General features: G+C 62.5%; 11 protein-coding genes. 4 read left to right on the top strand and 7 right to left on the bottom strand.

Annotation, left to right across the window (positions count from 1 at the left end):
* The first annotated feature begins 7 nt into the window (after nucleotides 1–7).
* The 3 genes from VGM51_18755 to VGM51_18745 all read left to right on the top strand — a co-directional run bounded on the left by VGM51_18755 (nucleotide 8) and on the right by VGM51_18745 (nucleotide 6,792).
* On the top strand, nucleotides 8–2,674 hold the full coding sequence (locus VGM51_18755; GenBank protein ID HEY3415080.1) for a discoidin domain-containing protein: 2,667 nt from the start codon (nucleotides 8–10) through the stop codon (nucleotides 2,672–2,674).
* A 33-nt stretch (nucleotides 2,675–2,707) separates the two neighbouring features.
* A complete protein-coding gene (locus VGM51_18750) occupies nucleotides 2,708–5,584 on the top strand; it encodes a hypothetical protein (protein HEY3415079.1) in 2,877 nt (958 codons plus the stop codon).
* A 98-nt stretch (nucleotides 5,585–5,682) separates the two neighbouring features.
* Entirely contained in the window at nucleotides 5,683–6,792 is a 1,110-nt protein-coding gene (locus VGM51_18745) for an aldo/keto reductase (GenBank protein HEY3415078.1), read from the top strand.
* 149 nt (nucleotides 6,793–6,941) lie between these two features.
* Here VGM51_18745 and VGM51_18740 read toward each other — a convergent pair whose 3' ends face one another.
* The 5 genes from VGM51_18740 to VGM51_18720 all read right to left on the bottom strand — a co-directional run bounded on the left by VGM51_18740 (nucleotide 6,942) and on the right by VGM51_18720 (nucleotide 18,849).
* Entirely contained in the window at nucleotides 6,942–8,237 is a 1,296-nt protein-coding gene (locus VGM51_18740) for a hypothetical protein (protein ID HEY3415077.1), read from the bottom strand.
* A 23-nt stretch (nucleotides 8,238–8,260) separates the two neighbouring features.
* Nucleotides 8,261–12,628 carry a S8 family serine peptidase gene (locus tag VGM51_18735; GenBank protein ID HEY3415076.1) on the bottom strand — a complete coding sequence of 1,456 codons (4,368 nt, stop codon included), beginning with the start codon at nucleotides 12,626–12,628 and terminating at the stop codon, nucleotides 8,261–8,263.
* A 335-nt stretch (nucleotides 12,629–12,963) separates the two neighbouring features.
* The gene (locus tag VGM51_18730; GenBank protein HEY3415075.1) at nucleotides 12,964–15,045 is read right to left on the bottom strand and encodes a hypothetical protein; all 2,082 of its coding nucleotides are present in this window, start codon (nucleotides 15,043–15,045) and stop codon (nucleotides 12,964–12,966) included.
* Between the two features lie 85 nt (nucleotides 15,046–15,130).
* Nucleotides 15,131–16,858, bottom strand: a complete 1,728-nt coding sequence (locus VGM51_18725; protein ID HEY3415074.1) for a glycosyl hydrolase family 28-related protein — start codon at nucleotides 16,856–16,858, stop codon at nucleotides 15,131–15,133.
* A gap of 101 nt (nucleotides 16,859–16,959) precedes the next feature.
* Complete coding sequence (locus tag VGM51_18720; GenBank protein ID HEY3415073.1) at nucleotides 16,960–18,849, bottom strand: trehalase family glycosidase; 1,890 nt, start codon at nucleotides 18,847–18,849, stop codon at nucleotides 16,960–16,962.
* Between the two features lie 216 nt (nucleotides 18,850–19,065).
* Between VGM51_18720 and VGM51_18715 the strand changes: the two genes are divergently transcribed.
* The gene (locus VGM51_18715) at nucleotides 19,066–19,812 is read left to right on the top strand and encodes a phytanoyl-CoA dioxygenase family protein (GenBank protein ID HEY3415072.1); all 747 of its coding nucleotides are present in this window, start codon (nucleotides 19,066–19,068) and stop codon (nucleotides 19,810–19,812) included.
* 110 nt (nucleotides 19,813–19,922) lie between these two features.
* Here the strand turns inward: VGM51_18715 and VGM51_18710 are convergent, their stop codons facing one another.
* Nucleotides 19,923–21,311 carry a right-handed parallel beta-helix repeat-containing protein gene (locus tag VGM51_18710; protein ID HEY3415071.1) on the bottom strand — a complete coding sequence of 463 codons (1,389 nt, stop codon included), beginning with the start codon at nucleotides 21,309–21,311 and terminating at the stop codon, nucleotides 19,923–19,925.
* A gap of 84 nt (nucleotides 21,312–21,395) precedes the next feature.
* The gene (locus VGM51_18705; GenBank protein ID HEY3415070.1) at nucleotides 21,396–22,142 is read right to left on the bottom strand and encodes a prepilin-type N-terminal cleavage/methylation domain-containing protein; all 747 of its coding nucleotides are present in this window, start codon (nucleotides 22,140–22,142) and stop codon (nucleotides 21,396–21,398) included.
* Between the last annotated feature and the right edge of the window lie 86 nt (nucleotides 22,143–22,228).

The raw sequence follows: 22,228 nt of genomic DNA, 5'->3' as shown, positions 1-22,228 counted from the left end.
AGGCAGAATGCGTACAACGATTGCAGTACTGGCGCTGTTCGGTGCGGTCGCGGCGTCCGCGGCGCCACCTTCTCAGAAGATTACGGGCTATGTCACCACCTCTCGCGGCGTAGGCGCCGCAGGAGCCATCGTGGGCGCCAAAGCCACCACGTCCGCGAACCCTTCCAGCGCCCTGGCCGACGCCGACGTGTACGCGGCGGCCGATCCATATGGCCGTTACTCCCTCTCCGCCTTCGCCGACAAGATCCAGAACATGGCCGCGGTTCAGGTGCAAACCAACGGGGCCGGCACGATCACCCTGATCACCCTGCCGAAGCCCCTTCGAGCGGCGGTCGTGGCGACCGGGCAGGACGATGTGCAGGCCCTGTCCGTCGGTAATCCCGCGCCGTTGCTTAACGCCGCGCAACATGCGGCGGATTCGGTCGGGCCAGCGCCGGCCGTGGTGGACAATGATTTCTCAACCGCATGGGTGACCGATCCGGCGAAGAGCATCGATCAACAGTACATTACGCTCGACCTTGGCGCCCCGACATATCTCGCCGAGGCGGTCATCGTATGGAGAGACACCGTTCCGCTGGGTTATCGGATTCAAGCGTCCGATTCCGGCGGGGGGAGCGGCTTGCGCGACGTGTACGTCTGCGCCAAGGGCCATGGCGCAGCGGTGCCCGGCGAGGCGGGGGTGCTCGCGACGATCGTGGTGCCCGGCACGCCGGTCTATAGCCGATACCTTACCGTGAAAATCGACGCGTATGCGGCCGGTCAGACGACCGCGGCCATCGCGGAAATCTACGCCGTCCCGGCGCCGCCCATCACGGGCGTGGTTTCAGACCGCAACGGCAACCCGGTGGCCGGCGCCGCGGTCGGGGGATTCCTCGATAACGGCCCGTACGTGATGACCGACGCAAACGGCCGCTACGCACTGCCGGCGCCTTTGGGAACCGCGGTCGTCGGAGCATGCAAAGATGGCAGCACCGTGAGCGGCCCCCGCTGGCTGGATGACAATACACCTCCTCTGACCGCGGACTTTACTCTGTTTTCCAGCGGGGCGGACATCCTCGCCGGTGCGGCGCCCGCGTTCTCGCCACCGGGTGTCAGCGGCAACGACGTATCGCTCACCGACGACCGGCTTGACACATTATGGACCAGCCGTCTGGGTGCGGAAATCACGCCCGCATCTCCGAGCCGGATCACGTTCACACTGGACAACGCAACTGTCAACGAAGTGGATATTCACTGGAAGAATTTCCCGGCGGGCTGGCATCTCGAGATGACGAGCAACATCACATACTCGAATGGCACATCCCCGCACGCGGACACACGGACCTATTACTCGCAGGGCGAGGCGGCCGGGGCCGCCAACGAGAGCGGCGGTTACCTTGCGGCGGGTACTTCAGATCGCCACGTAACCGCCATTAAGCTGGCGCCTGTCTATGGCGTCACCACGCTGGCCATCGTGATCACGAAGACGCTCGATGCGACGCCGGTTTCCATCTATGAGGCGGCGGCGTACGGACCGCAACCGACCACCGCGGACGATGCGGTTACCGCACTCCGCATTTCGGCGGGGCTCCAGACGGCGCCGTCCGATCCCAACGCGTTCTATCGATGGAACGCCGTGAACACGGACAACGATATCGACATGCGCGACGCCCTGCAGCTGCTGGCCGACCTTGGCACGGAAGTCAAGCCTCTGCGCGTGCTGGTCATCAACTATCAACCGTACATCGAACAGGCGTACACCTTCAATAACATCGTCTACGCGGGCGTGCCGCTCCGGACCGTCTCGGGTTGGAATGACCCATATGTCAACACGGCCGGACACGTCTCCGATATGCAGTTGTCCAGCCACGGTTTCGCGCGCCTTTACTTGCTGCCACAAATCGAGGTCGATGAGTATCCCGTGTTCCTCCCAACCGCGGCATACCCCAGCGGCTTCCGTTTCACGGACACCACTTACCTTGCTGCGTGGAGAGCGAACGCCTGGCCGGACGGCCACTGCGACGAGAATGCGATCATAAAGGAGTTCGACCTCGTTCGCCGCGTTGACTGCGGCGATGTGGACGAGGTCTTCGTGCAGGCCGTCCCCGGGTTTGCGATGTGGGAAACCACAATGGCCGGGCCAAACGCTTACTGGTGCAACTCGAGCCCGCCGTACGGCACGAACGGAAGCCGGCTTTTTGTGATGACTTTCTTCAATTACGAACGCGGCACGGACGTAATGATTCACGACTGGGGGCACCGCCTCGAAAGCATCCTCGGGAACAAGGTGTACGGCGGGTACTGGTACGGCTCCGAAACGGACAAAACCACTTACGGCAAGTTCGCCCGCTACGATCTGTTGTACCCGGGTCAGGGCTCCGTCGGCAACTGCCACTTCCCGGTCAACGGGACAAGCGGATACGACTACGCCAACACGCATTTCGTCTCCAGTGATGCCGACGACTGGCTCAACTATCCGAACTACCCCAGCCCCGGCGCCCCCCGCTGGCAGGTCAATTGCGACACCTGGGCCGGGCCGCGGAAGGGCAGCGACGGAAGCCCGGACTACCAGAGGAATTATCTCATCTGGATGTTCGCGCACATGCCGCACGTTCCGGGCTATGGTCCGGACGGAAAATTGGCCAACTGGTGGAAATACCTGGTCGATCTCAACGCGTATCCCGAAAGCCGCTAGGGAACGCAATCCAACGACCGTGAGGGAATCAACATGCTAGGCAAATCAGGTTTTGTGTTGCTCGTCGCCCTTTTATGGGCGCCGGCTTTCGCCGTGGCGCCCGGCGGCCCGCCGCCCATGCCGGACCTCGATGTGACGTACATCTCCATCACTCCGCGCGAGTTCTCCTATTATCCCAACTACGATCTTGGCTACGGCCGGCCGGTGGACCCGAATACAAACAACGTGGTGGACATCGCCACGGCCCAGGCGATCAAGCACTATCACGCGCCGGGCGATATCGTAACCTTCACGGCGCACGTGGTGAATCACGGCGGATTGGCATCCGCGCCGTACAACTGGGCGTTCAAGATCGACGGCAATGTGATCGCCAACGGACGCGAGGATACAGGTCTCGGCCCCGACGCCATGGCGACGGTGACGGGACAGACGTACACTTTGAAGGGGTTCAACGGGAATCCCAACGGCTATACGTTCAAGACCGTGGGGCTTCGGGCGGGCTCTTTCAAGAATTTCACCACGCAGTGGGCTTGGCAGGACGGCCAGCATAAGGTGAGATTCGAAGTCACGCCGGACCCGTCCACGCCGGCGGAAATCAGCACGCGCAACAATGCGCGCGAGGACTGGACCGACGCGATGGGCTTCTTCATCACGGTGAAGAAGGGGGTGTCAAACATCCCCGGAGGCACGCCGGCACCAACCGGGTATAACGGGTTCCGCGGTACTCAGAACTTCACGGATTCCGGACTCGCGGGCTATCCCGCGGGAGCAGGATCCTATTCCTTCGAGGACTGGCTTCAGTACCACGTGGACCTGATGCACGACAAGTTCGCGAAATCCATCTGGCCCGCCTCGCCACAGGGCATCCTCGAGCATATCCGCATCGATGAACTCCTCATTCTGGACGATACCGAGACGAACAACAGCGCCGGCGCCTTCCGGGCTGTGAACGGTTTCGACAGTGGCTGGCCGTTTGACACCTACCCCGCGGCCAACGCTCAGATCAAGGACTGGGGACTGATCCACGAATGGGGTCACCAGCTCGGGCTGATGGACATCTACAACATGGACATGATCCCGTCCGAGAACTACATCAAGGACGTGGACGGCTATCCGTGCGGGTTGGGGCGGATCGCGCACCAGCAGGGGATGATGCGCGGCCACGGAGATACCATTTTCAGCGAGTACGACGCGATTGGACTGAACACTCAGTTGGGAAGGCGGCGCGGCTGGTACGGCGATTTCCAGTATCTGGAGCCAGCAGACAACCGGATACTCGTTCTGGATAACGCCGGCCTGCCGGTTCCGAATGCCGCCGTCAACGTGTACCAGGCGAAGCCGGCATATGATACGCCCATCGCGCAGGGAACGACCGACGCAAACGGGTATTTCAGCCTGCCCAATTTCCCTGTCAACACCGTTCACACGAACGAATACAAGCCGGGCGCAAGCGTTATCTACACGGAGAACAACAGCCCGTTTGACGCTCGTACCGGTTACATCGACGTGGTTGGCAACCATAACGTCCTGTTCTTCCGCGTCGTCTCGGGGGCGAAGCGCGAGTTCTTCAATCTGGACACCACAGATTTCGTTCGCGCCTGGGCCTCCCAGGGGACGGCGCTCGGAACGTTTACCCTCCAGACGCATTTCCCTACCACCGGTTCACCCGCGCCGCCATCGGGCCTTGCGGCCGGCCTGACGAGCAGCACTTCGGTCCACCTTACCTGGAGCGCCTCGCCGGCCGCCGGCGTAACGGGGTACCGCGTGTACCGTGCGGACGAACAGGAGTACCTGTGGCGGAGCGTAACAACGACTCCGCTTCCACCGACCGCGACGAGCTTCGTCGACTTCGTTTCAGAGCGTCAGATGGTGCGTTACGCGGTGACGGCGCTGGTTGGCGCGTCTGAAAGCGCTTTCGGTAATGAGGTCGGGGTCTATTCCTATGCCGACATGCGCGGCATCGCGGAGGAGCCGGACGGAACGGTGCTGGTGGCGGACTACCCGCGCGAGCAACCGGTGTGGCTTCGCCCGGATTTCAGCCCGATCGAGACCTTCGGCAGCGTTCACAACCACGTGGCGGCCGTCGACGTGACGATGACGGCGAACGGTAACGTCGCCTACGTCGGCAACCCGGCCAGCTACGTGGACACACCGTCCGCCGCCATCTTCGTGCTATCTCCGGACGGGGCGAACCGCTGGAGCGGCGTGTTTCGCGTCAATGGTCCTAACCCCGGCCAGTGGTTGATGCCGGAGGGCGTGGCGCCGAACAATGCCGGCAATCTCATCGTGACGGATTCCGGCAACCACCGGGTGGACATTACCGACGGCTACGGGTACGGCACGATTCTGGAATTCGGCTCCGCCGACCTGTCCGGTCCTGTGAAGACAATCCAGCTTCCGGATAACACATACCTGACGACCGACCGAGCCGCGAACCGGATCGTTCGCTTCGACGCGTCAGGCGTCAGGATCGGAACGTTTGCGTCGATCACGGGACCGGCGTACATCGTGCAGGTCGGCGACGGCACGCTGGCCGTGTCTCAGCCGACAGCCAACAAGGTCTCCATTTTGCAGCCTGACGGGAGCCTGAAGGCCGAAATCACCGGCGCATCCGACGGCTCGCCGTTGAAATCGCCACAAGGTGTGACCATGTCGCAGACCGGCGAGTTGCTGATCGCGGATGCCGGCAACCGCCGTGTGGTCCGTGTGCCGCTCATCGCGATTCCGCCGGTGGGAGATGTTGACGGAAACGGCGTGGTGAACGCCGCAGACGCGTTGCTGGCGCTGCGCATCGCCGCGGGGCTGGCGGTTGGAACGGCCGAGCAGGTGCAGCGAGGCGACATCGTGGCCGGGAAGTATAGGGGCATCAATATGGACGACGTGACGGCTATACTGAAACGCGTGAAGTAAACGCGTAAATCATATCCGCAGATGGCGCGGCTGAACGCAGATTCAACGTGTTCGGCCCCGCTGTCTGCGGATAAACTGTGAAATGGACAGGAGTGATTTTGGAATACAGACCTTTTGGAAACACCGGCGTTTCCATCTCGCGCCTCGGCTTCGGCACGATGCGCCTCCCCATGATCGAGGTGAACGGCAAGAAGGTGATCGACGAGGACGCCGCCATCCCGATGCTGCACCGCTCGCTGGAACTGGGCGTCAACTACTGGGATACAGCGTATTTCTATTGTGATCACCTCAGCGAGTACACAGTTGGCAAGGCGCTCAAGGGCGTTCGCGACAAGGTGATCCTTTCCACCAAGTACCCGTTCGACAAGCCCTACCGCGAACAACTGGAAGAGCAGCTCACCAAACTCGATACCGACTACATCGATTTCTACCATTTCCACGGGATCGGCGCCGGCGTCTTCGAGCACAAATTCTACGACGACGCCATCAAAGGCATGGCGAAGGCCAAGGAAGAGGGCCTTATCCGCCACATCTCGTTCTCATTCCACGATAAGCCCGAGGTGATGGACAAGATCATCGACGTGGGTATTTTTGAGACCGTGCTCTGCCAGTACAACATCCTTGATCGCGGCAACGAGGAAGCGATGGCGCGGGCAAAGGCCCGCGGGCTGGGCGTGGTGGTGATGGGCCCCGTTGGCGGCGGCCGCGTGGCGGGGCTCCCGCTGGAAGTCGCCGAGAAGGCCGGCGTCAAGGTCGCGAGCAGCGCGGAACTGGCGTTGCGCTTCGTCTTCGCCAACCCGAACGTGGATTGCGCGATCTCAGGCATGTCCACGCTTGAGATGCTGGAGCAGAACGCCGCGACGGCATCCAACGTGGCGCCGCTCAGCGCCGACGAAGTGGCGGGCATCAACGCCGCGATGGAAGAGAACAAGCGTCTCGCCGATCTCTATTGCACGGGCTGCAATTACTGCCTGCCGCACTGCCCGCACGAGGTCAACATCAGCCGCGCGTTCCAGGCGATGAACTACCTGAGGATCTACGGTCTGAAGGACTTCGCCCAGCGCCACTACGACGCCATCGGCACCGAGTGGGTGAAAGGCGCCAAAGCCGACGCCTGCGAGCTGTGCGGCGAGTGCGAGATGCACTGCCCGCAGAAGATCGACATCCGCGAACAGCTGGCCGACTGCCTCGCTGCGTTTGGAAGCTAGTACAACCTAACCCCGGCCCTTCCCCGCGAACAACGTGTTTCGACCTTGGTGGGTCGGCAGCGCTGGGAAGGGGCTGGGGGAGGGCTCTGTCCGCAGCATCAGGCACCGGCGACCGCAGTTCGGCCTGGCCGCCGCATGCCGATCCCCGTCTATGGCCAGTGGCTTTCTAGGCCGCTTACGTGACGGAGGACCCGGAGCGCGTCCAGCATATCCACAACACCATCGCCATAACCGCGCGGGTCCGCGGAAGGCGACGGGGCGACGTCACCGAGGCGCGCGGACACGCCGGCCAGGAGTCCCGCGCCGGATTGAAGCATCAACACCGCATCGGCGGCGTCCACGGTCCCATCCTTGTTCACATCGCCCGGCGCAACCGGCGACATGATGTAGCCACGCCATGTACCGTTCAGAATTCCAACGCCTACTATCTGCCCTGCGTCATTGATGTCCTCGGCCGTTTGCAGCTGCCAGCCCGAGCCGGGCGGCAACAGATCGTTCAGGTTCCGAAATGAGTTGCCATGATTGAGGAACGCGAGGGTCTGGTACCCTGGCGCAAGAGCATTGCCAACGACGTCTCCACTGCTGTTGATTGCCAGCGGAGTCACGTTGCCGTAGTTCACCAGGTAGCCGAGTTGCGTGAACTGGCCGTTGGAGGCGACGACGGCACGATCGTAGTAGTTTCCGCCGCCGATGTCCACGGAGGCCTTGAACAGTACTTGGCCGCTATCATTGAGATCCACCGGCAGGGCGCCTGGAGCGGGAAGCGCGCCGAAGTCGTCTTCCGGAGTCAATACGCCATCGTGCTTCAGAACGTACGTATGCATCGCCGCGTCTCCGGCGATCATCGACTGGCCGAGAACATAGCCCGCCTGGTTGATGGAAACCGCCGTGCTGGTGGCGCCGCCCAGCGTTCCAATCAGCGTCATTCCGCCGGCTGAGGTCCAGCGGAATGCGCGCTGGCTTGGCCCTGTTCCGGTGGGGATGCTCATTGTCCCGACAACGATACCGGTGTTGTTGATCTTTGATACATTGGTGTTCTTGAAGTCGGAGGTTGGAGCAATCTCCACCATGCTCGACGTGGACAACGCCCAATAGAAAGCGCGCGTGTCGTTCTCGGTGGAGCTCAGACATGGCCGGAACGTCTGGTAACCCACCACCTGATCCTCATCATTCAGGCTGATCGCGTTGTTCACGTAGCAATACTGGATCGGGCGATACAGGTATCCCAGGCTCCGCAAGCCGGAGTCGCCCCAGAACGCCGCGGTCATCCCCGGTGTGTCCCACTCGCCGGCGACGTGGCCGAGTGAATTGACGCCGTGCGCCCAGGTTCGCGCACCGTCCGGGGAAAGGGGCCTGATTGTGTACTCCGCCTTGGTTCCGGAAATCGCCAGGCTGAACGCCGCCAAAGCCGCCGCCGCCATCCCGCACCTGTTTTGTCGAGCCATGGGTTGCCCCCTCCGAATAGTGTCTACTGGTCCAGCCCGGTTGCTTTTCTCGCAATCCCCACGGCGTCCTGAAGATCGATGCGGCCGGCCGACGGCCCCGCCGTCACAACGTCCAGGCGTGCGGAGTCGTTGAGAGAAGCACTGACGATGCCTCCGGCGATGCGCAGCGCGGTTGCGGCGTCACCAATAGTCCACGGCAAAAGCGTATTGATGGTTAAATCGGCCGCGCTGGTCGCCGAACCGATGCGTCCCTCCCAGTCGGTGGAGGTGACCCGCACCCGTCCCTGACCCGTCTGGACGCGCGGCACCTCCCACGTGTAGGCTCGGGCCGCCGGATCAACTTCAAGGGCGGCGTCCGCCCACGACGCGCCGCTGTCCAGGGAGTACTCGATGTGCTGCGGTTGCAGCCCGCCGAGATATTCAACTGTCCACAGGATGGGGTACGTCGAGCCGCCAGCCAGCACCTCGCCCCCGTTCGGCTGACTCAGCGTCACCACCGGAGGATGGTCCGAGGCAGGCGGCGGGTCCTGAACGGCCACTGCGTTTGAAAACTCGGATGTGTCTGTGAGCACTCCGTTTTGCCGCCGCACGGCGACTGCGGTAACGACGGTCCCTGCGTCGAACCCCGGCAGATCGAAGGTGAACGCTCCCGCGGAGGCCACCATGATGCTGAGAAGGAAGCGCTTGCCTTCCCCGTAGCCGCTGGGGTCCGCGGTGGGGCTGGTGAAGAATTCAAGCGCCGCAGCCTCCGTGCCAGGATCAAACGTGCCGGACACCAGCGTGAAACCGTCGTAACGGTACGCCGTAGAGAGGATGGGTGCGTTGTAGAACCCGTCAACCGGCGTCGCCGGCCGGCCGTCATTGCCGAGATCGATTCCCAGGCCGCCGTTGTCGTGGATACCGTTGCGACTGACGGTGTTTGTTAGCGATGAGTCTCTCGCCATCGCAACGCCCGCGCCCGTATTGAACGCGATCTGATTGCCTCCGCTGAGATACGTTCCATTGAACGGATCGAGGCCGCCGACCACATTCCTCAGCGATGTGCCATCTATGAACACGCCGGGCCCGTGGTTTGGCGCGGACACCATGCCGGCGGCATCGGCGCAGCCTATCGAATTGCCAAGCACGAAATTGTGTGTGGCGCCTGCCTTGATGTGGAGGCCGCAGACAGCGTTCCCGGCGACGACGTTCCTTTTTCCGGATTCGCTCTGTAATCCACCGACGAAATTGTCGTGACAACCCTGGTCGAGCACCACGCCGCCCGCGGTGGCGGCCCCGCCGATAAGGCTGCTGGGCGCCATGCCGTTGGGTAGGGCAGTCAGCCCATCCGCCGCCACGCCCACGAGATTGCCCAATACCCGATTCCCCGTGGCGCCGGCGGACCAGATCCGGACACCCGCGGTGCCGTTGCCGGATATGACGTTCGCCTCCCCGGGCGCCGCGCCGCCGATGTCATTGTTTGAGGCGGACGACCAGATTCCCACGCCTAGAATGGCATTGGGGATAGCGATCGTGCCCGTGGAGTCGGTGCCGATCCGGTTGCCGATGACCCTGTTCCCCGTGCTCGTGGCCGCCATGATACCGATGCCATCCCAGTCGTGCCCCGAGATGACGTTGCCCTCTCCTGGTTTGGACCCGCCGATAACGTTGTTGCTGGAGCCGCTTCCGGTGTGAGCATCCCAGAGGAGGAGGCCCCGGTGAGATGCCTGCGTCGGTGCGCGAGGCGCCGCGCGCGTCCCGGTGCCGTCGAGGCCGATCCAGTTGCCGGCGATGATATTGTCGTGCGCTCCGATGAGCAGGTAGATATCGTCCCCGTTCGCCGAGATGACGTTGCGCTCGGCCGTCGTGGACCCGCCGATCACGTTGTAGGCCGCTCCGTTCGCGATGTAGATGCCATTGTCGTTGGGTGCGGCGGTCGTCCCGGTTGCATCGAGTCCGATGTAGCAGCCCGAGACGGTATTGTGCGCGGCGGCGGCGCCTTCGATCATCACCGCGGGGTTGACGTAGTTGGGGTCGGTGGACGGGGGCACATTGCAGATCGCCAGACCTCGCACGGCGTTGTTGGCTGACGTGATCCACAGCGGCGCCGACGTCTGGATTTCCGGCCCGGCGGGGTTGGTGTCGTGGACAAACACGGTCTCCGAGTTGCCGTCTATCACCGTGTAGCCGCCGGACAAAGCCAGGTACCCGGCGTCCTGCAGGTGTGCCACGCCGCCGGAGAAGTTGGGGTCCGATATGGGGATATTGAACCGAATCACAGTGCCGGGGTGGCTGTTCGCGTAAGTCACTGCGTCCGTAAGGGTCACCCAGTCCGGGTGGGCTGTATCGTGCTTCGTGGAAGTGACGACGTAGGCGTTCGCCGGAGGAGCGAGGTTCAGCTGCACGTTCACCTGCAGGATCGGCGGCCTGGCGTTCTGGAAGCCTATCAGAACGTGTCCGGAGGCGCCCGGCGAAACGATGCCGGTAGTGTCCGCCCATACGACGAATGTGTCTGTTGCGTGGAGAACACCGGACGGCTTAACGATGTGGAGCCACGGGACATCTGCGAAGGCGGTCCACGGTGTGGAGACCGCGCTTGTTGCGAACGTGCCGTGCAGAGTGATCAGCACCGGCGCGGGAAACGCGCCGCCCTCGGTACCCTGGAACGTGATGGAGTCCGGCGTGACCGAAGGGCTCGACTGAGCGTACAAGACAGCATTTAACGCGTCTACCCGCCCCGCGCCGGTGACGGGATCCGTTCCGGGCGGTGCCGCATCTATTGCCGTTGCCGCAAGTGCGGCTTGAACCTGCGCCGGCGTCATCGCGGGTAATTGCTGTTTCATCAGTGCGGCCACCGCGGCGACGGACGGAGCCGCGGCGGATGTACCGTAGAATGGCGAGAACCCTGTCACGGAGGTCGTAACGCCGTCCATGCCGCATACATCCGGCTTCGGCCGCAGAATGGCGACCGGGAATCGGATGTCCGCCGGGCCCTGTGAACTGAACGGCTCCGCGGTGAGATAAGGCGGCGCGTTGGCGGAGATGGCGCCGACCGTTATGACACTCGGGACGCATGCGTGGCCGTAGACGGACCCCTGGGCGACGGATGACTGAAGCGACGCGCTGCCATTGATGATGATCCGTAACGAGCGAGCCATTCCGGTCTTCTTGTTCACCACAACGAAGAACCAGCGGGCGGCATCGGTGTCATTGGGCGCTTTGACCCACTCCGTGGCATTGCAGCCCGCCCCATTCTGGATGTTGGTGCTGCGCCGGACGGTTGTGTGAACCCCATCGGACTGGCCAACGACGTATAGATCATAGTCATCTGCCGCATTCAACCAGGGATCAGCCCATTGGAGGACGACGGTTGCACTCTGTCTCGCTTGCACGAGGACGGGTAGGGAGTTGACCGCGGCGCCGGCCCCGTCCGTGGAGAAAGTGTGAGCGTGCAGCAGGGTGACGCGGTCCGGCGGGGCCCCTCCGGGGTTCAGAGTAACCCCTCCTCCGTCCAGGTAGTCGCCGGCGTAATGGGTCATGGCGCTGTTGCCCGCGCTGGTGAGGTAGGTGACGCCGCCAGCCACAATATCGCCCACAGCCTTTGCGACCGGCCCGTCCTCGAAGAACGGTTCGCTCGGCACACCGACGTCGTCAACAATGATGTCGCACCCCTCCGCAACGAGAGCCTGCGCGGAGGCGAGGAGCTTCCCGGCAGAGGGATACCCGGAACTGAACGCCAGATGGGCGCCGGGAGCCATGTCATGAACGATTTCCATCATCGCCCGGCCCTCGCGCCTGTCTGCCGGGCCGGAATCGATAACCCGGGTGTCGGCCGGCAGGTCGCCTGTCGCGATGGAGGTCGCCATGCCGTCCACCCCGTCGGATATGACGCCGACAGAGACGCCTGAGCCGTCCAGACCCGACACGTCGCGGGCGTCACGGGCGCGCAGGATGCAGTCGGCCTCACCCGAGACGGCCCCCTGGCCCGGAAGCGCGGCGCACGCGGCGACCTGCGGAGCGATGACGGGATCGATGCGACGCGTCTCGGGCCGCGCTGCCAGCGGTTCCACGATGCGGGCCGGCACCCATGCCTCCACGAAGCCGTACCGGCTGTCGGCGTAAGCGATGGTGACATCCGGCGATGCGAGGGCCCTGATTGAGGCCGGCACATCCGTGGAGTAAACCGTCACGAACAGCCCCCGGCGACTGTCATGTTGAACGAGCGCGAGGGAATCGTCGAGGAATGGCGGGGGCACGCCGGCGGTGGCGCGAACGATGCGCAACACATTTTCATCGATGCGGGCCACATGTTGCGGCGGGATCGGCTGCGAAACGGCCCCGGACCTGGATATCGCCACGGATTGTGCGGCGATGACCACCAAGCCGATGCCGACGAGACCTCGGTAGTGCACGGTACGCCTCCACTTCGGCACGATAGCGGCGTCCTCACGTAGCGGTCCATGGAAGGACCATTGGTACACCGCTCTCGCAAACCAAACGGTCACGGCAATTATGGCAATTATAACAGAAATGCGCAGAATGCACCAGCGGTAGCGAGCATGGGGAGTTGTGCCAGATTTGTTGCGCGGGCTTCAGCCGATGCAAGCGCATCTGGATAGCCGCCACTCTTCCGACTTGAACGGCGAGCAGGATCTGATCCGCCCCAAAGCCAAGGCACGAACGAAACAAGCACCGTTAACAAATGATGACGGTGCTTGTTTCGTTCGTGCCGGATCCTCTTCCTGCCCTACATGTCCAGTGTTATCTCGTAACGGCCCTTGTCCTTGTGGCCGCGCCAGTACTCCAGGTTGAAATCGCTGGCTTCCTGGAACGCGGTGCGGATCGTGCCGTTCGAGTTCACGATATACAGCAGCACGCTGTTCGCGATGCCGTAGGTGTGCTCGATCTTGTCGCCGAACGGGCAGCGGGGAAGCGTGACCTCGCCGTTCTTGTCAGTGGTGAAGGTCATGTCCGGCTGTTGTACGTAGGTCTTGCCGTACCACTGATCCTTGGCGCCACGGGCCTGGTGGACTTCAACGGCAGCGCCGCTGATCGGCTTTCCTGTTCTATCCACGAAGCGCACAACGTTGCTGGCTGGCAGATCCTCGTTCAGGTAGGCGCCGATGTCATCCGGGCCGTTCTGGTTGCCTTTCCGCGCGCGCTGGCCGGCGATCCGGTTCCAGGCATAAGCCTCGTATTCGCTGAAGTAGTGCGTGCTGTCCATCATTCCCCGGTACTTGTCGTAGCGGACAACGGACCCCTTCACGGGCAGAGACGGTGAGCCTGCCATAGGGGTGCCATCAGGGAGTTTGAGGCTGTCAACTGCCACCTTGTGCACGTCGAAGCCGTACGAATCAATGAGGTAGCGCGCGTGGTCCAGTTCGTGGATCAGGCCGTATTCGTTCTCAAACGGTCCGCCGTGTTTCACCTCCCAGAAATCGCCGGGACCCAGGTTCTTGGTGACCATGCCCCACATCAGGTCAACGGTCTTGTCCGGGCCGTCCGGGTTGTTCGTGGGTAAGCCGCCGTTAAGCGGGAGCGCCCCTGTGGGGACGTGTACCACCTTGTCCAGCCTCACGCGATCGAGTATCCCGTTGGGCGAGGAGCCGTATTTCGCGTTGGCGAACATCTGGTTCCAGAGAGTCATCTGGCGCTGGCCCCAATCTTCAAATGAGTTGGCGCCGTCTCCTAGCTCGCGCTGGTGATCGTGCATGTAACGCGAAAGGCCGTCCTCTACCCAGTAGCCGACCGCAAGGGCGTCAGTCGCTATGGTTACCTGGTTGTTGCCCCTGGACGATTCGTCGAGCAAGCGCGCATCGGAGTCGAGGATGAAGGCCAGGCTGTGGCGGGACTGCTCCCAGGTCCACGGGAAGGAAACCGTTCTGTCGGTGTCCGCCTTCCAGTCGCGGATTTTACCCTCGTAAGCCTTCTTGCCATCGAGAACCCAGGTGTACCCGACGGCGCTGATGTCTCGCGTGCCCCAGTTGTGCAGGTGGGCCATCCACTGAACGCGCTGGCCGGGCTTTGGCCAGCCTCCGGTCGATTTGTTGTCATCAAAATTGATGCGCGGAAGGCGCTCGATGTACATGGCGTCGAGGTCGAAGTCCTTGTTCCGGACCTCTTCGCCCTTGACGGGGAGCTTGACTGATGCCGAGAGATCGTCCAGCGTCGCCGTTGCGGTCAAGTCTCCGGACTCTCCCGCAGAGAACCGGTTCGGCTTGCGCCAGATGGTGGCGCCCTGGGCCGTCCAATTCGCGTCACCGGTCACGTCGATGGTGCGTCCGTCCGCGGTCTGCCCGGAGGCCGTCAGCGAGAAGACCGATCCGGCGGGGACGTCGCCCTTCGGCCCGGTGATGGTCAGGCTCTTCAGTTTGCCCGGCTGAAGCAGTTCCCAGTCGAAGAAGTGGACATAATCGTCGCCCTCGAGCCGTTTCGCGTCGAGGCGAAAGACGCGCGCCGTCAGCGGGGCCGGAAACGCAACGGTTTGAGGGTCCTCGCTCTTCCAGGCCGACTTGAACACGACCTTTCCGTCGGCAGTGAGGCTCCAATCGTGCTTGTCACCGGTGAAGCGGACGCGCGTGCCGGTGATCGTCTGCGGCGTCTTGAATTCCACCTGGACGAACGCGGGATTGATGGATGGTGTGCGCGCCAGGCTGTCGCGATCCGCATCAAAGACCTTCGACGCGTCGCCGTCATCGAACCTCGTGGAAGTGATGGTCGCTTCGCTCTTCGAGACCAGGGCGTTGACATCGAGCGGAACAGGAATCGTGGCCGCGAAGGTCGGGGCAGCGAGGATCGCCGCCGGAAGAAGGTATCGGAAGAAACGCATGTTGTCCTTTCAACTAAACGTGGGCCAGGTCCGCCGGTTTCAACCGGCGGTGCCGGCCCGAATGCTGATTGCTGAATCCTGGATCCTATCCGACAGGCACCGCCTTCACCGCATCGGCGATCACGTTGGCGTCCGCATCGTTGGAAAGTGTGACGGTTGCTTCATCAGCGAAGGTGTATTCGCCGGCCTTCACCCATTCGCCTGTCGCGTCGCGCTGGCTGATCCGCGCGGTTACGCTGCCCGCAGCCGTCTTCACGGTCACCGGCGCGTTGGTCGCGTGATCGTGGTTGGGATCGGGACTGGCGAACACCCAGACCGTGTACTTGCCGGGGTGGGGGAGTTTGAGCCGAAACCCGGCTTTGGCCTCTCCAGCGCCCTTCGTCACCCAGTGCGCCCGGCCCGCATAGTTGCCGGGCGACGAAACTGCCGTCCACGCGCCGGTAAACGTAACCTTGTCCGGATCCGTGTTGTCATCGACGACGACCGATCCCGGCTCCTCCGCCGGGTGGGCTTTCGGCTTGACGAACACGTTCAGTCCCACCTGCAGGTCCGCATGGACGGTGTTGGCAACCTTCAGCGGTCCGCCCATCTTATTGCCCATCAGCACGGCGCTCTCCGCGGTGCCGATCAATTCCGCTTGTGGCGCCGCCGCCACGAAACTGCAGGAACTCACCATCAGACTGCCACCGGACAACGTGATGGCGGGAGTATCCTTGCCGTCCTTGTCCCACTCGATGAAGTTGCAATTGCTGAACGACGTGGTTCCGCGGCCCGCCAGGTTGGCGATCTGGTGCGCCGGACCCCAGAACGCGCAGTTGGCGAAGTTGACCGCGCCGGTGTTCTTCGGACCCACGACGATTTCCGTAGGCTTATCGCCCGCGAAACTGACGAACTCCCCGTTCGTGAACAGCAGCCCGTACGGCTGCGACTGGTCCACCACCACGGCGTTCTGCGTGGCATCCGCGCCGACTCCCAGGAAATTGCCGTTCGTGGCGCCGTCCTTCGTCTCAATGAAGCGGTAGCCGGTCTTGTACCCGAACACGAACGTGTTGAAAACGTACTCCCAATCAGTGCGGCCAAAGATGAACGATTCGCCGTTCCTCCAGAGCCAGTCGCGGATGCCGTTCTTCTCGTCCCAGTTCCAGAACGGCCAGAAGTGCACGTTCTCGATGCGCCCGATATCGAAGCACTTGTCCACGAAGATGCCGCGCCGAAGCGGCTGGCCGTAGAGGTTGCGGATGTAATGGCGTCCCGACGGGTTGGTGCCGAAATCCACGGCCTGGTAAGGGTTCACCAGCAGGCAATCGATGATGGAGGAGTTGTCACCGCCCGCGCCACGGACGCACCAAGGGTAAGCGACGATCTTATCCGGCTTCTGGTCGGGGTAGAAAACTGTCAGGCCCTTGAGCACGGCGTTCGCGCCCAGTGTTATGAACGGCGTGCCGTTCTCATCGCCCTTGCCCTCGACGGCCAGAAGAGTGCTCCCGTCAGGCTGTGTGAAAGCGGTCGGGATCTTCCAGACGCCCTCCAGCGTGATTCTCGCCGGTACCTTCAGATGACCTTTGATGAGGTACTGACCGACCGGAATGGATACCGTGCCGGCCTTGCCATCAAAGACACCCATCGCCCGTTCAAAGGCTCGCGTGTCGTCCGCGATGCCATCGCCCTTTGCGCCGTAGTCCCGAACGTTGACCTGGGATGGGGGAAGCGTTTTGGGCTTATCTGCGCCGCATACAACGTGGCCGGCGGCCACGATTACGCCGATGAGTACCGCAACTGTCAGGATACCCTTCGGGGCGATTCTGAAATGCATCGATTTCCTCCTCCGGCCGGGCGGCCGGACATCACCCTTATAGTGTCCGCGCGGGCAGGCACGGCGCAAACGGGCGGAAATGACAAGCGTGGCCCCAAGGTCTAGCCCGGAATCCCGGCACCCGAATCCTGAGCCCTTTCCCTGGCATCGAGCGCGATGTAGGCCAGCAGGCCGCCCCAGGTGTATATGGGGTCCGAGGAGCCCTCGGGGTCGTCCGGGTTCACGTCGTCGCCGTCGGCCGTGATGGCGTTGTAATTCTCGTGGATGTGGCCTTCCTCGCGCCATTCTTTCAGGAAGAGCGCCTCGGATTTCGCGGCCAGCTCATCCGCCTCGGCGTGGAAGCCATAGCGGCGCAGGCCTTCGTAGCAGAGGAAGTTCATCGGCGGCCACACGCGGCCCTGCCAGTATTTCTGTACCGGGAAATTGGCGTCCTTGCGGCTGATGCTGGGGATCACCCACTCGCCCCAGAACTCGTCCGGGTTCATCAGGTGCTCACGGACGCAGCGCTCGGCGCGTTCAGGTGCCGCCACGCCCGCATAAAGGGCGTAGAACGAGGTGGGGGACCACCGTTCCGAGAGTCTGCCGTCCCAGTGGCGATTGCAGTAGATACCGTGCTCCTTGTCCCACAGGTCCTCGTTGATGCGCTTGGCCACCTGCGCGTACTCGGCGCGGTAGGCTGCGGCTTCATCGGCCAGGCCCAGCGCGTCGGCGATGCTGGCCAGCGCATCGGCATCGGCGGCGTAGAGGCACGAAAGGCCGATGTCCGCCAGCTCCAGCGTGTTGGCCTCCTCGTTGAATGGGACGTTCTCGTACATCGGGCTGTTGTCCAGGCCCGACTCCCATTTGGCCGCCTGCTGGGTGTGAGGTTTCCACCAGTCGACCGGCGCGGGGATCGGGTCGCTGCCCCATTCCAGCAGGCCGTCGCCATTGCCGTCGCGGTACTTCATCCAGAAATCGTGCCAGCGCTTGAGTGGCGGGTAGACCTCCGCCAGGAACTCCAGGTCGTTGAACTTCTGGTGCAGCTTCCACACGCAGTACGCGCCGACCGGAGGCTGGCTGCGGTCCAGCGTCTGGCCCGCGCCGCCGTTCACGTTGGGCAGCATGCCGCGGTCGGTCATCTCGGCCAGCATGGCGCGCACGTTGGCGTACGCGAGGTCCTTGTCGCGCCGCGAGGCCAGGAGGCTGCAGAAGAAGGTGTCCCACGGGAAGAGCACATAGTCGCCGAAGTTGTTGTCGTCCACGCACCAGTCGCGCGACACGGGCGTCAACAGCCGCTTGAGGCGCGGGTGGTAGATGGTGTTCCAGGCCACGCCGCGCCAGAGAACCTCATCGAGCTCGTTGGCGGCGGACAGGCGAGTACTATCGAATCGAAGATCGGGCATATCGGAAGCTGCGCCGCTCTGCCCCTTCAGCGTGTCATCCCATTCGGAGTAGGGCAGCGTTGTGTTCACTACGGCACCCACAGAATCGGAAAGTGCTATGGCAACGTCAGTCCCCCCGGGAGTGAGGGGGTGCGTCGGAAGCTCGAAGCCACCCTCCCGGTACTTCCACCTCTGAAACCAATTCGCGGTGGACAAGGCCAGGGTTGCGGCGACACTTTCGGCCACCGCGTGAACGGCGCCGAGTTGGCGATCCAGAGGAATCGCTTGCCCTTCAGCCCAGTTGTAGCGCAGGCGAACCAGTGCTGTGCAGGCTTTGGCAGCGTCGTTGAGCGGACCAACACCGACTGAAAGCCCATCGTCGGCGGCCAGAAAGTAGAAGTGGAAGCGAGCACCGTCCAAACGCAGGTGCAACTGCCCCATTCGTCTGGATGTGCCTTCACTCATCCATTCCCACAGCGGCCCCAGCCGGTCCATCTGTTTCCAGCGGAGTTCCCAGTGCTCCTTGCCGTCCGGCGTCTTGATGCCGATGCGCAATTCCAGGCCGCTGGGCAGATGCACCAGCGCATTCACCGCCCTCACGTTCCACGGTCCCCAGCCCTCAGGCTTCATCGATGCGTTTCCTCTCTCTGCCTGGCCATCGGCTGAAGCCGACGGCTGCGAAACGAAACCGGCTCAAGCCGGTTGGCTGCCAACGCTTGCCTGGAACGAGTCGGCTTCAGCCGACTTCGTCCAACCAGCCGTCGGCTTCAGCCGATGGCAACACGGGTGATCGTCCTCTCGGAACCTCCGGCGCCGCGCGGCGTTTTCCCAGTGAGGAAAACAACCATGCTAACCCAAACCCAGATAGACCAGTACCATAAAGACGGCTACACCATCGTTCGCAACGCCCTTCCTGCCAAAGACCTCGCCAGACTCCGGGCCTACGTGGATGAGTGGCTCGCCCACCTGCCGGAAGGCCAGCGTCCCGAACATCTCGACATGCCGCACCTGAAGCACCCCGCCCTGTTCGACGCATGCCGCAATACCGCGCTGCTCGACCTCGTTCAGGACCTCATCGGTCCCAACATCGTGCTCTTCGCCAGCCACATGATCGCCAAGGCGAAAGGTGACGGCCTGGAGGTCCCGTGGCACCAGGACGCGGAGTACTGGGCGCTGGAACCGATGGACGTGGCAACACTCTGGCTCGCGGTCGATGAGAGCACCGTCGAGAACGGCTGTATGCGCGTTCTGCCGGGCAGCCAGAAGCTGGGATTGGTACCGCACCGGACCGCCGAGGATAAGGATAGCAAGGTGCTGGACAAGGGCGTGAACATGGCGCCGTACGACATGGGTAAAGTCGTGAACATCGAGTTGGCGCCCGGCGATTGCAGCTTTCACGCTCCGTACCTGCTCCACGGCAGCAACGTGAATCATAGCCCGAACCGGCGTTGCGGCTACACGATGCGCTTCATGCCGGCCACCACCAAACTGATCCGCGACGGCGAAGGCGCCAAGTGGTGGGCCAACCACAAGCTGTTCCTGCTCCGCGGCGAAGACAAGAACGGAACTAACACGTACGAAACGATGAAGTAGGAACGATGAACGATGAATGGCCCAAAGGAGCGCGGGCGCCTCGCCCGTATCCGGATGCGGGTGAGGCGCCCGCGCTCCATGTCATCGCTCATCGTTCACACTTCATCGTTCTACAGGTACGCGCCGGCGCTTCCCAGGTTATTGATCGCCTTCGTGTCCTTGCAGTCGTCCTGCCGCAGGTTGGCTTCCACGTTCTTGTTCAGGATGTTGCCTTCCATGACGGTGGCATCGGTCTCCCGCAGCGCAATTCCCACGCGATTGTCCTGAATGTCGTTCCTGCGGATGAAGTGGTCGTGCGGGCGGGTATCTTCCGGACCGCGCTGGTCCTCGGGGTAGTCCCGGATTCCGTGATCCTGGTCTTTCGCGATACGGATGCCGAAGCCGTTTCGCGTGAAGGTGTTCTCCTCGATGGTCCAGTGGTGGCTTGTTTTGTGGTCGGGGAACGCCGCATCCCACTCCGGGGCATAGTGTGACCACAGCAGCACGCCATGGCCGTTCGCCTGGAAGCTGTTGTGCTTCACCGTGAACCCATGGCCGTTTTCGACGGCGATCCCCGCCTGGCGGTTCATCACCATGCGGTTGTTCTCAATGACGGTGTCCCAGCTGAAGCCGAGCCAGAAGCCGTAGTTGCACCGGTCCGCGTAGTTGTTGCGGAAGACGTTACCGCTGCTGAAGGTGCCCTCGAAGGCAATGTTGGGGCTCAGGCTGGCGTCGTTCTCCTCGAACAGGTTGTCGTTGGAGCCCTTCTTCTCCCCCTCGGGCGAAAGTCCCGCCAGGAAGAAGCCGTCGCCGCCCATCCGGGCCAGGTTGCGGCGGAAGACGTTGCGGCACGATCCATAGATGATGAGGAAGCCGGTTGCGTCCGCTCCCATATGTCCGTAGCGGAAGTCCTGTTTTTCCGGATCGCTCTCGGTGATTTTGTTGCCGCGCAGGTTGAAACGGCAGCAGTAATCCGCCCAGTTGCATTCGAACACGCTGTCGCACGTGCCGAACAGGTGGATCCCAAACCCGCTGTTGTAGCTGGCGCAGTTTTCGCGCACGTCCAGCCGCGTGCAGAAGTAGGTCAGCAGGCCGTTCATCTGGTGCTGCACATCGTTGCCCGCAACCTTGCTGTCTTCGCACTCCCACAGCATGATGGCGCCGCCGTACGCCTCCTCAGGTTTCAGCCAGATATCCAGGAAGATGGTGTCGTGTTCCACTTCCTGCGTGCCGCGCACGGTGTTATTCTCGATGACGAGGGCCTTGCAGCCCTTCGCCCGGATGCCGTGGTAGTAGGACTTTACGCACAAGTTCTTGATCGTGACACCGGTTCGGCCCTCCACCGACACGCCGACCCCTTCGGGTCCGGCGCCGATGATGGTCGCGCCGGCGCCGTCAAGCGTCACGTTGTCGGCGGCGATGGAAATGCCGTTTGGGAGGAGATAAATACCGGGAGCGAGTGTGGTATCGCTGGTGATCGTCATGCCGTCAATGGGCGTGACGAGGGGTGTCTCAGGCATCAGGGGTTTCCTTCCAGGAAATGGGCTGACCGGGTCCCGAGACTCATCTCCCGGAACCCGGGTCAGGAATGCAAAAGGGGAGGGCTAAATCTGCACTCTCTTGACGTATGTGCGGCCGCCGAACCAGAACGTCATCTTGATTTCGTCCCAGTGATCGAACGAGCCGATGTGGCCATCCAGAAAGAGGATCGTCGTTCTGTTGCTATGCGGACCGGGGAACCGGGACCAGTAAGGGAGGCCCTGTACGTTGAAGGACGTATTCCCGATCTCCTGGGTCTGCTCATCCGTCATCTGATCGACGCCGGCCCTGTAGACGTATTGGCCGTCGTTGCTCCGGTCGCGATCGTCCCAGTTGATCAGTAGATCCCGCCAGAACCGACCGTTATCCGTAAACCTTCCGGTCTTCGGGAAGAGCGGTTCCTCTGAGATGTGGATGACCCTCGTTGGATCGTTTCGCGCCGATACCTGCGCCTCGCCTGCCCATTCGTTGCGAATGTAGGAGTGCATGATCTTGGTCGTGGGGCAAATGAACAGGTCTCTGGAGTGGATGTAGTTGTTCACCGCGGTTTCCCATCCGAGCGGGCTGCCAACCGGCGGGTCTCCCGAATAGGTTGGCGGCATCCGGCTGTCGTTGTCGTCGGCGTACATCGCCATGCCTTTGCCCATCTGGTTGAGGTTGTTCAGGCAGCGTGTAGCATTCGCCCGATCCCGTGCTTTGGCGAAAACAGGGAATAAGATCGCAGCAAGAATCGCGATAATCGCGATCACAACCAGCAACTCAATGAGGGTGAACCCACGTCTGACTGGTAAGTGGATTTTCGGTGACAGCATTCGATACCTCCGATTGCATTCTAACACACGTTGCCACCCTGGCGAGCGGAAAATCGGGGGAAGGGCCGGGATGGGCCGGCGCTTTA

The organism is Armatimonadota bacterium (assembly GCA_036504095.1).
GTDB lineage: Bacteria > Armatimonadota > DTGP01 > JAKQQT01 > JAKQQT01 > DASXUL01.
Note: the sequence above shows the minus strand (reverse complement) of the source record. Positions and strands in the feature narration are given on the sequence as shown.

Coding starts and splice junctions, on each gene's coding strand:
- VGM51_18755 (HEY3415080.1), top strand. CDS start 8: ATGCGTACAACGATTGCAGTACTGGCGCTGTTCGGTGCGGTCGCGGCG.
- VGM51_18750 (HEY3415079.1), top strand. CDS start 2,708: ATGCTAGGCAAATCAGGTTTTGTGTTGCTCGTCGCCCTTTTATGGGCG.
- VGM51_18740 (HEY3415077.1), bottom strand. CDS start 8,237: ATGGCTCGACAAAACAGGTGCGGGATGGCGGCGGCGGCTTTGGCGGCG.
- VGM51_18730 (HEY3415075.1), bottom strand. CDS start 15,045: ATGCGTTTCTTCCGATACCTTCTTCCGGCGGCGATCCTCGCTGCCCCG.
- VGM51_18725 (HEY3415074.1), bottom strand. CDS start 16,858: ATGCATTTCAGAATCGCCCCGAAGGGTATCCTGACAGTTGCGGTACTC.
- VGM51_18720 (HEY3415073.1), bottom strand. CDS start 18,849: ATGAAGCCTGAGGGCTGGGGACCGTGGAACGTGAGGGCGGTGAATGCG.
- VGM51_18715 (HEY3415072.1), top strand. CDS start 19,066: ATGCTAACCCAAACCCAGATAGACCAGTACCATAAAGACGGCTACACC.
- VGM51_18710 (HEY3415071.1), bottom strand. CDS start 21,311: ATGCCTGAGACACCCCTCGTCACGCCCATTGACGGCATGACGATCACC.
- VGM51_18705 (HEY3415070.1), bottom strand. CDS start 22,142: ATGCTGTCACCGAAAATCCACTTACCAGTCAGACGTGGGTTCACCCTC.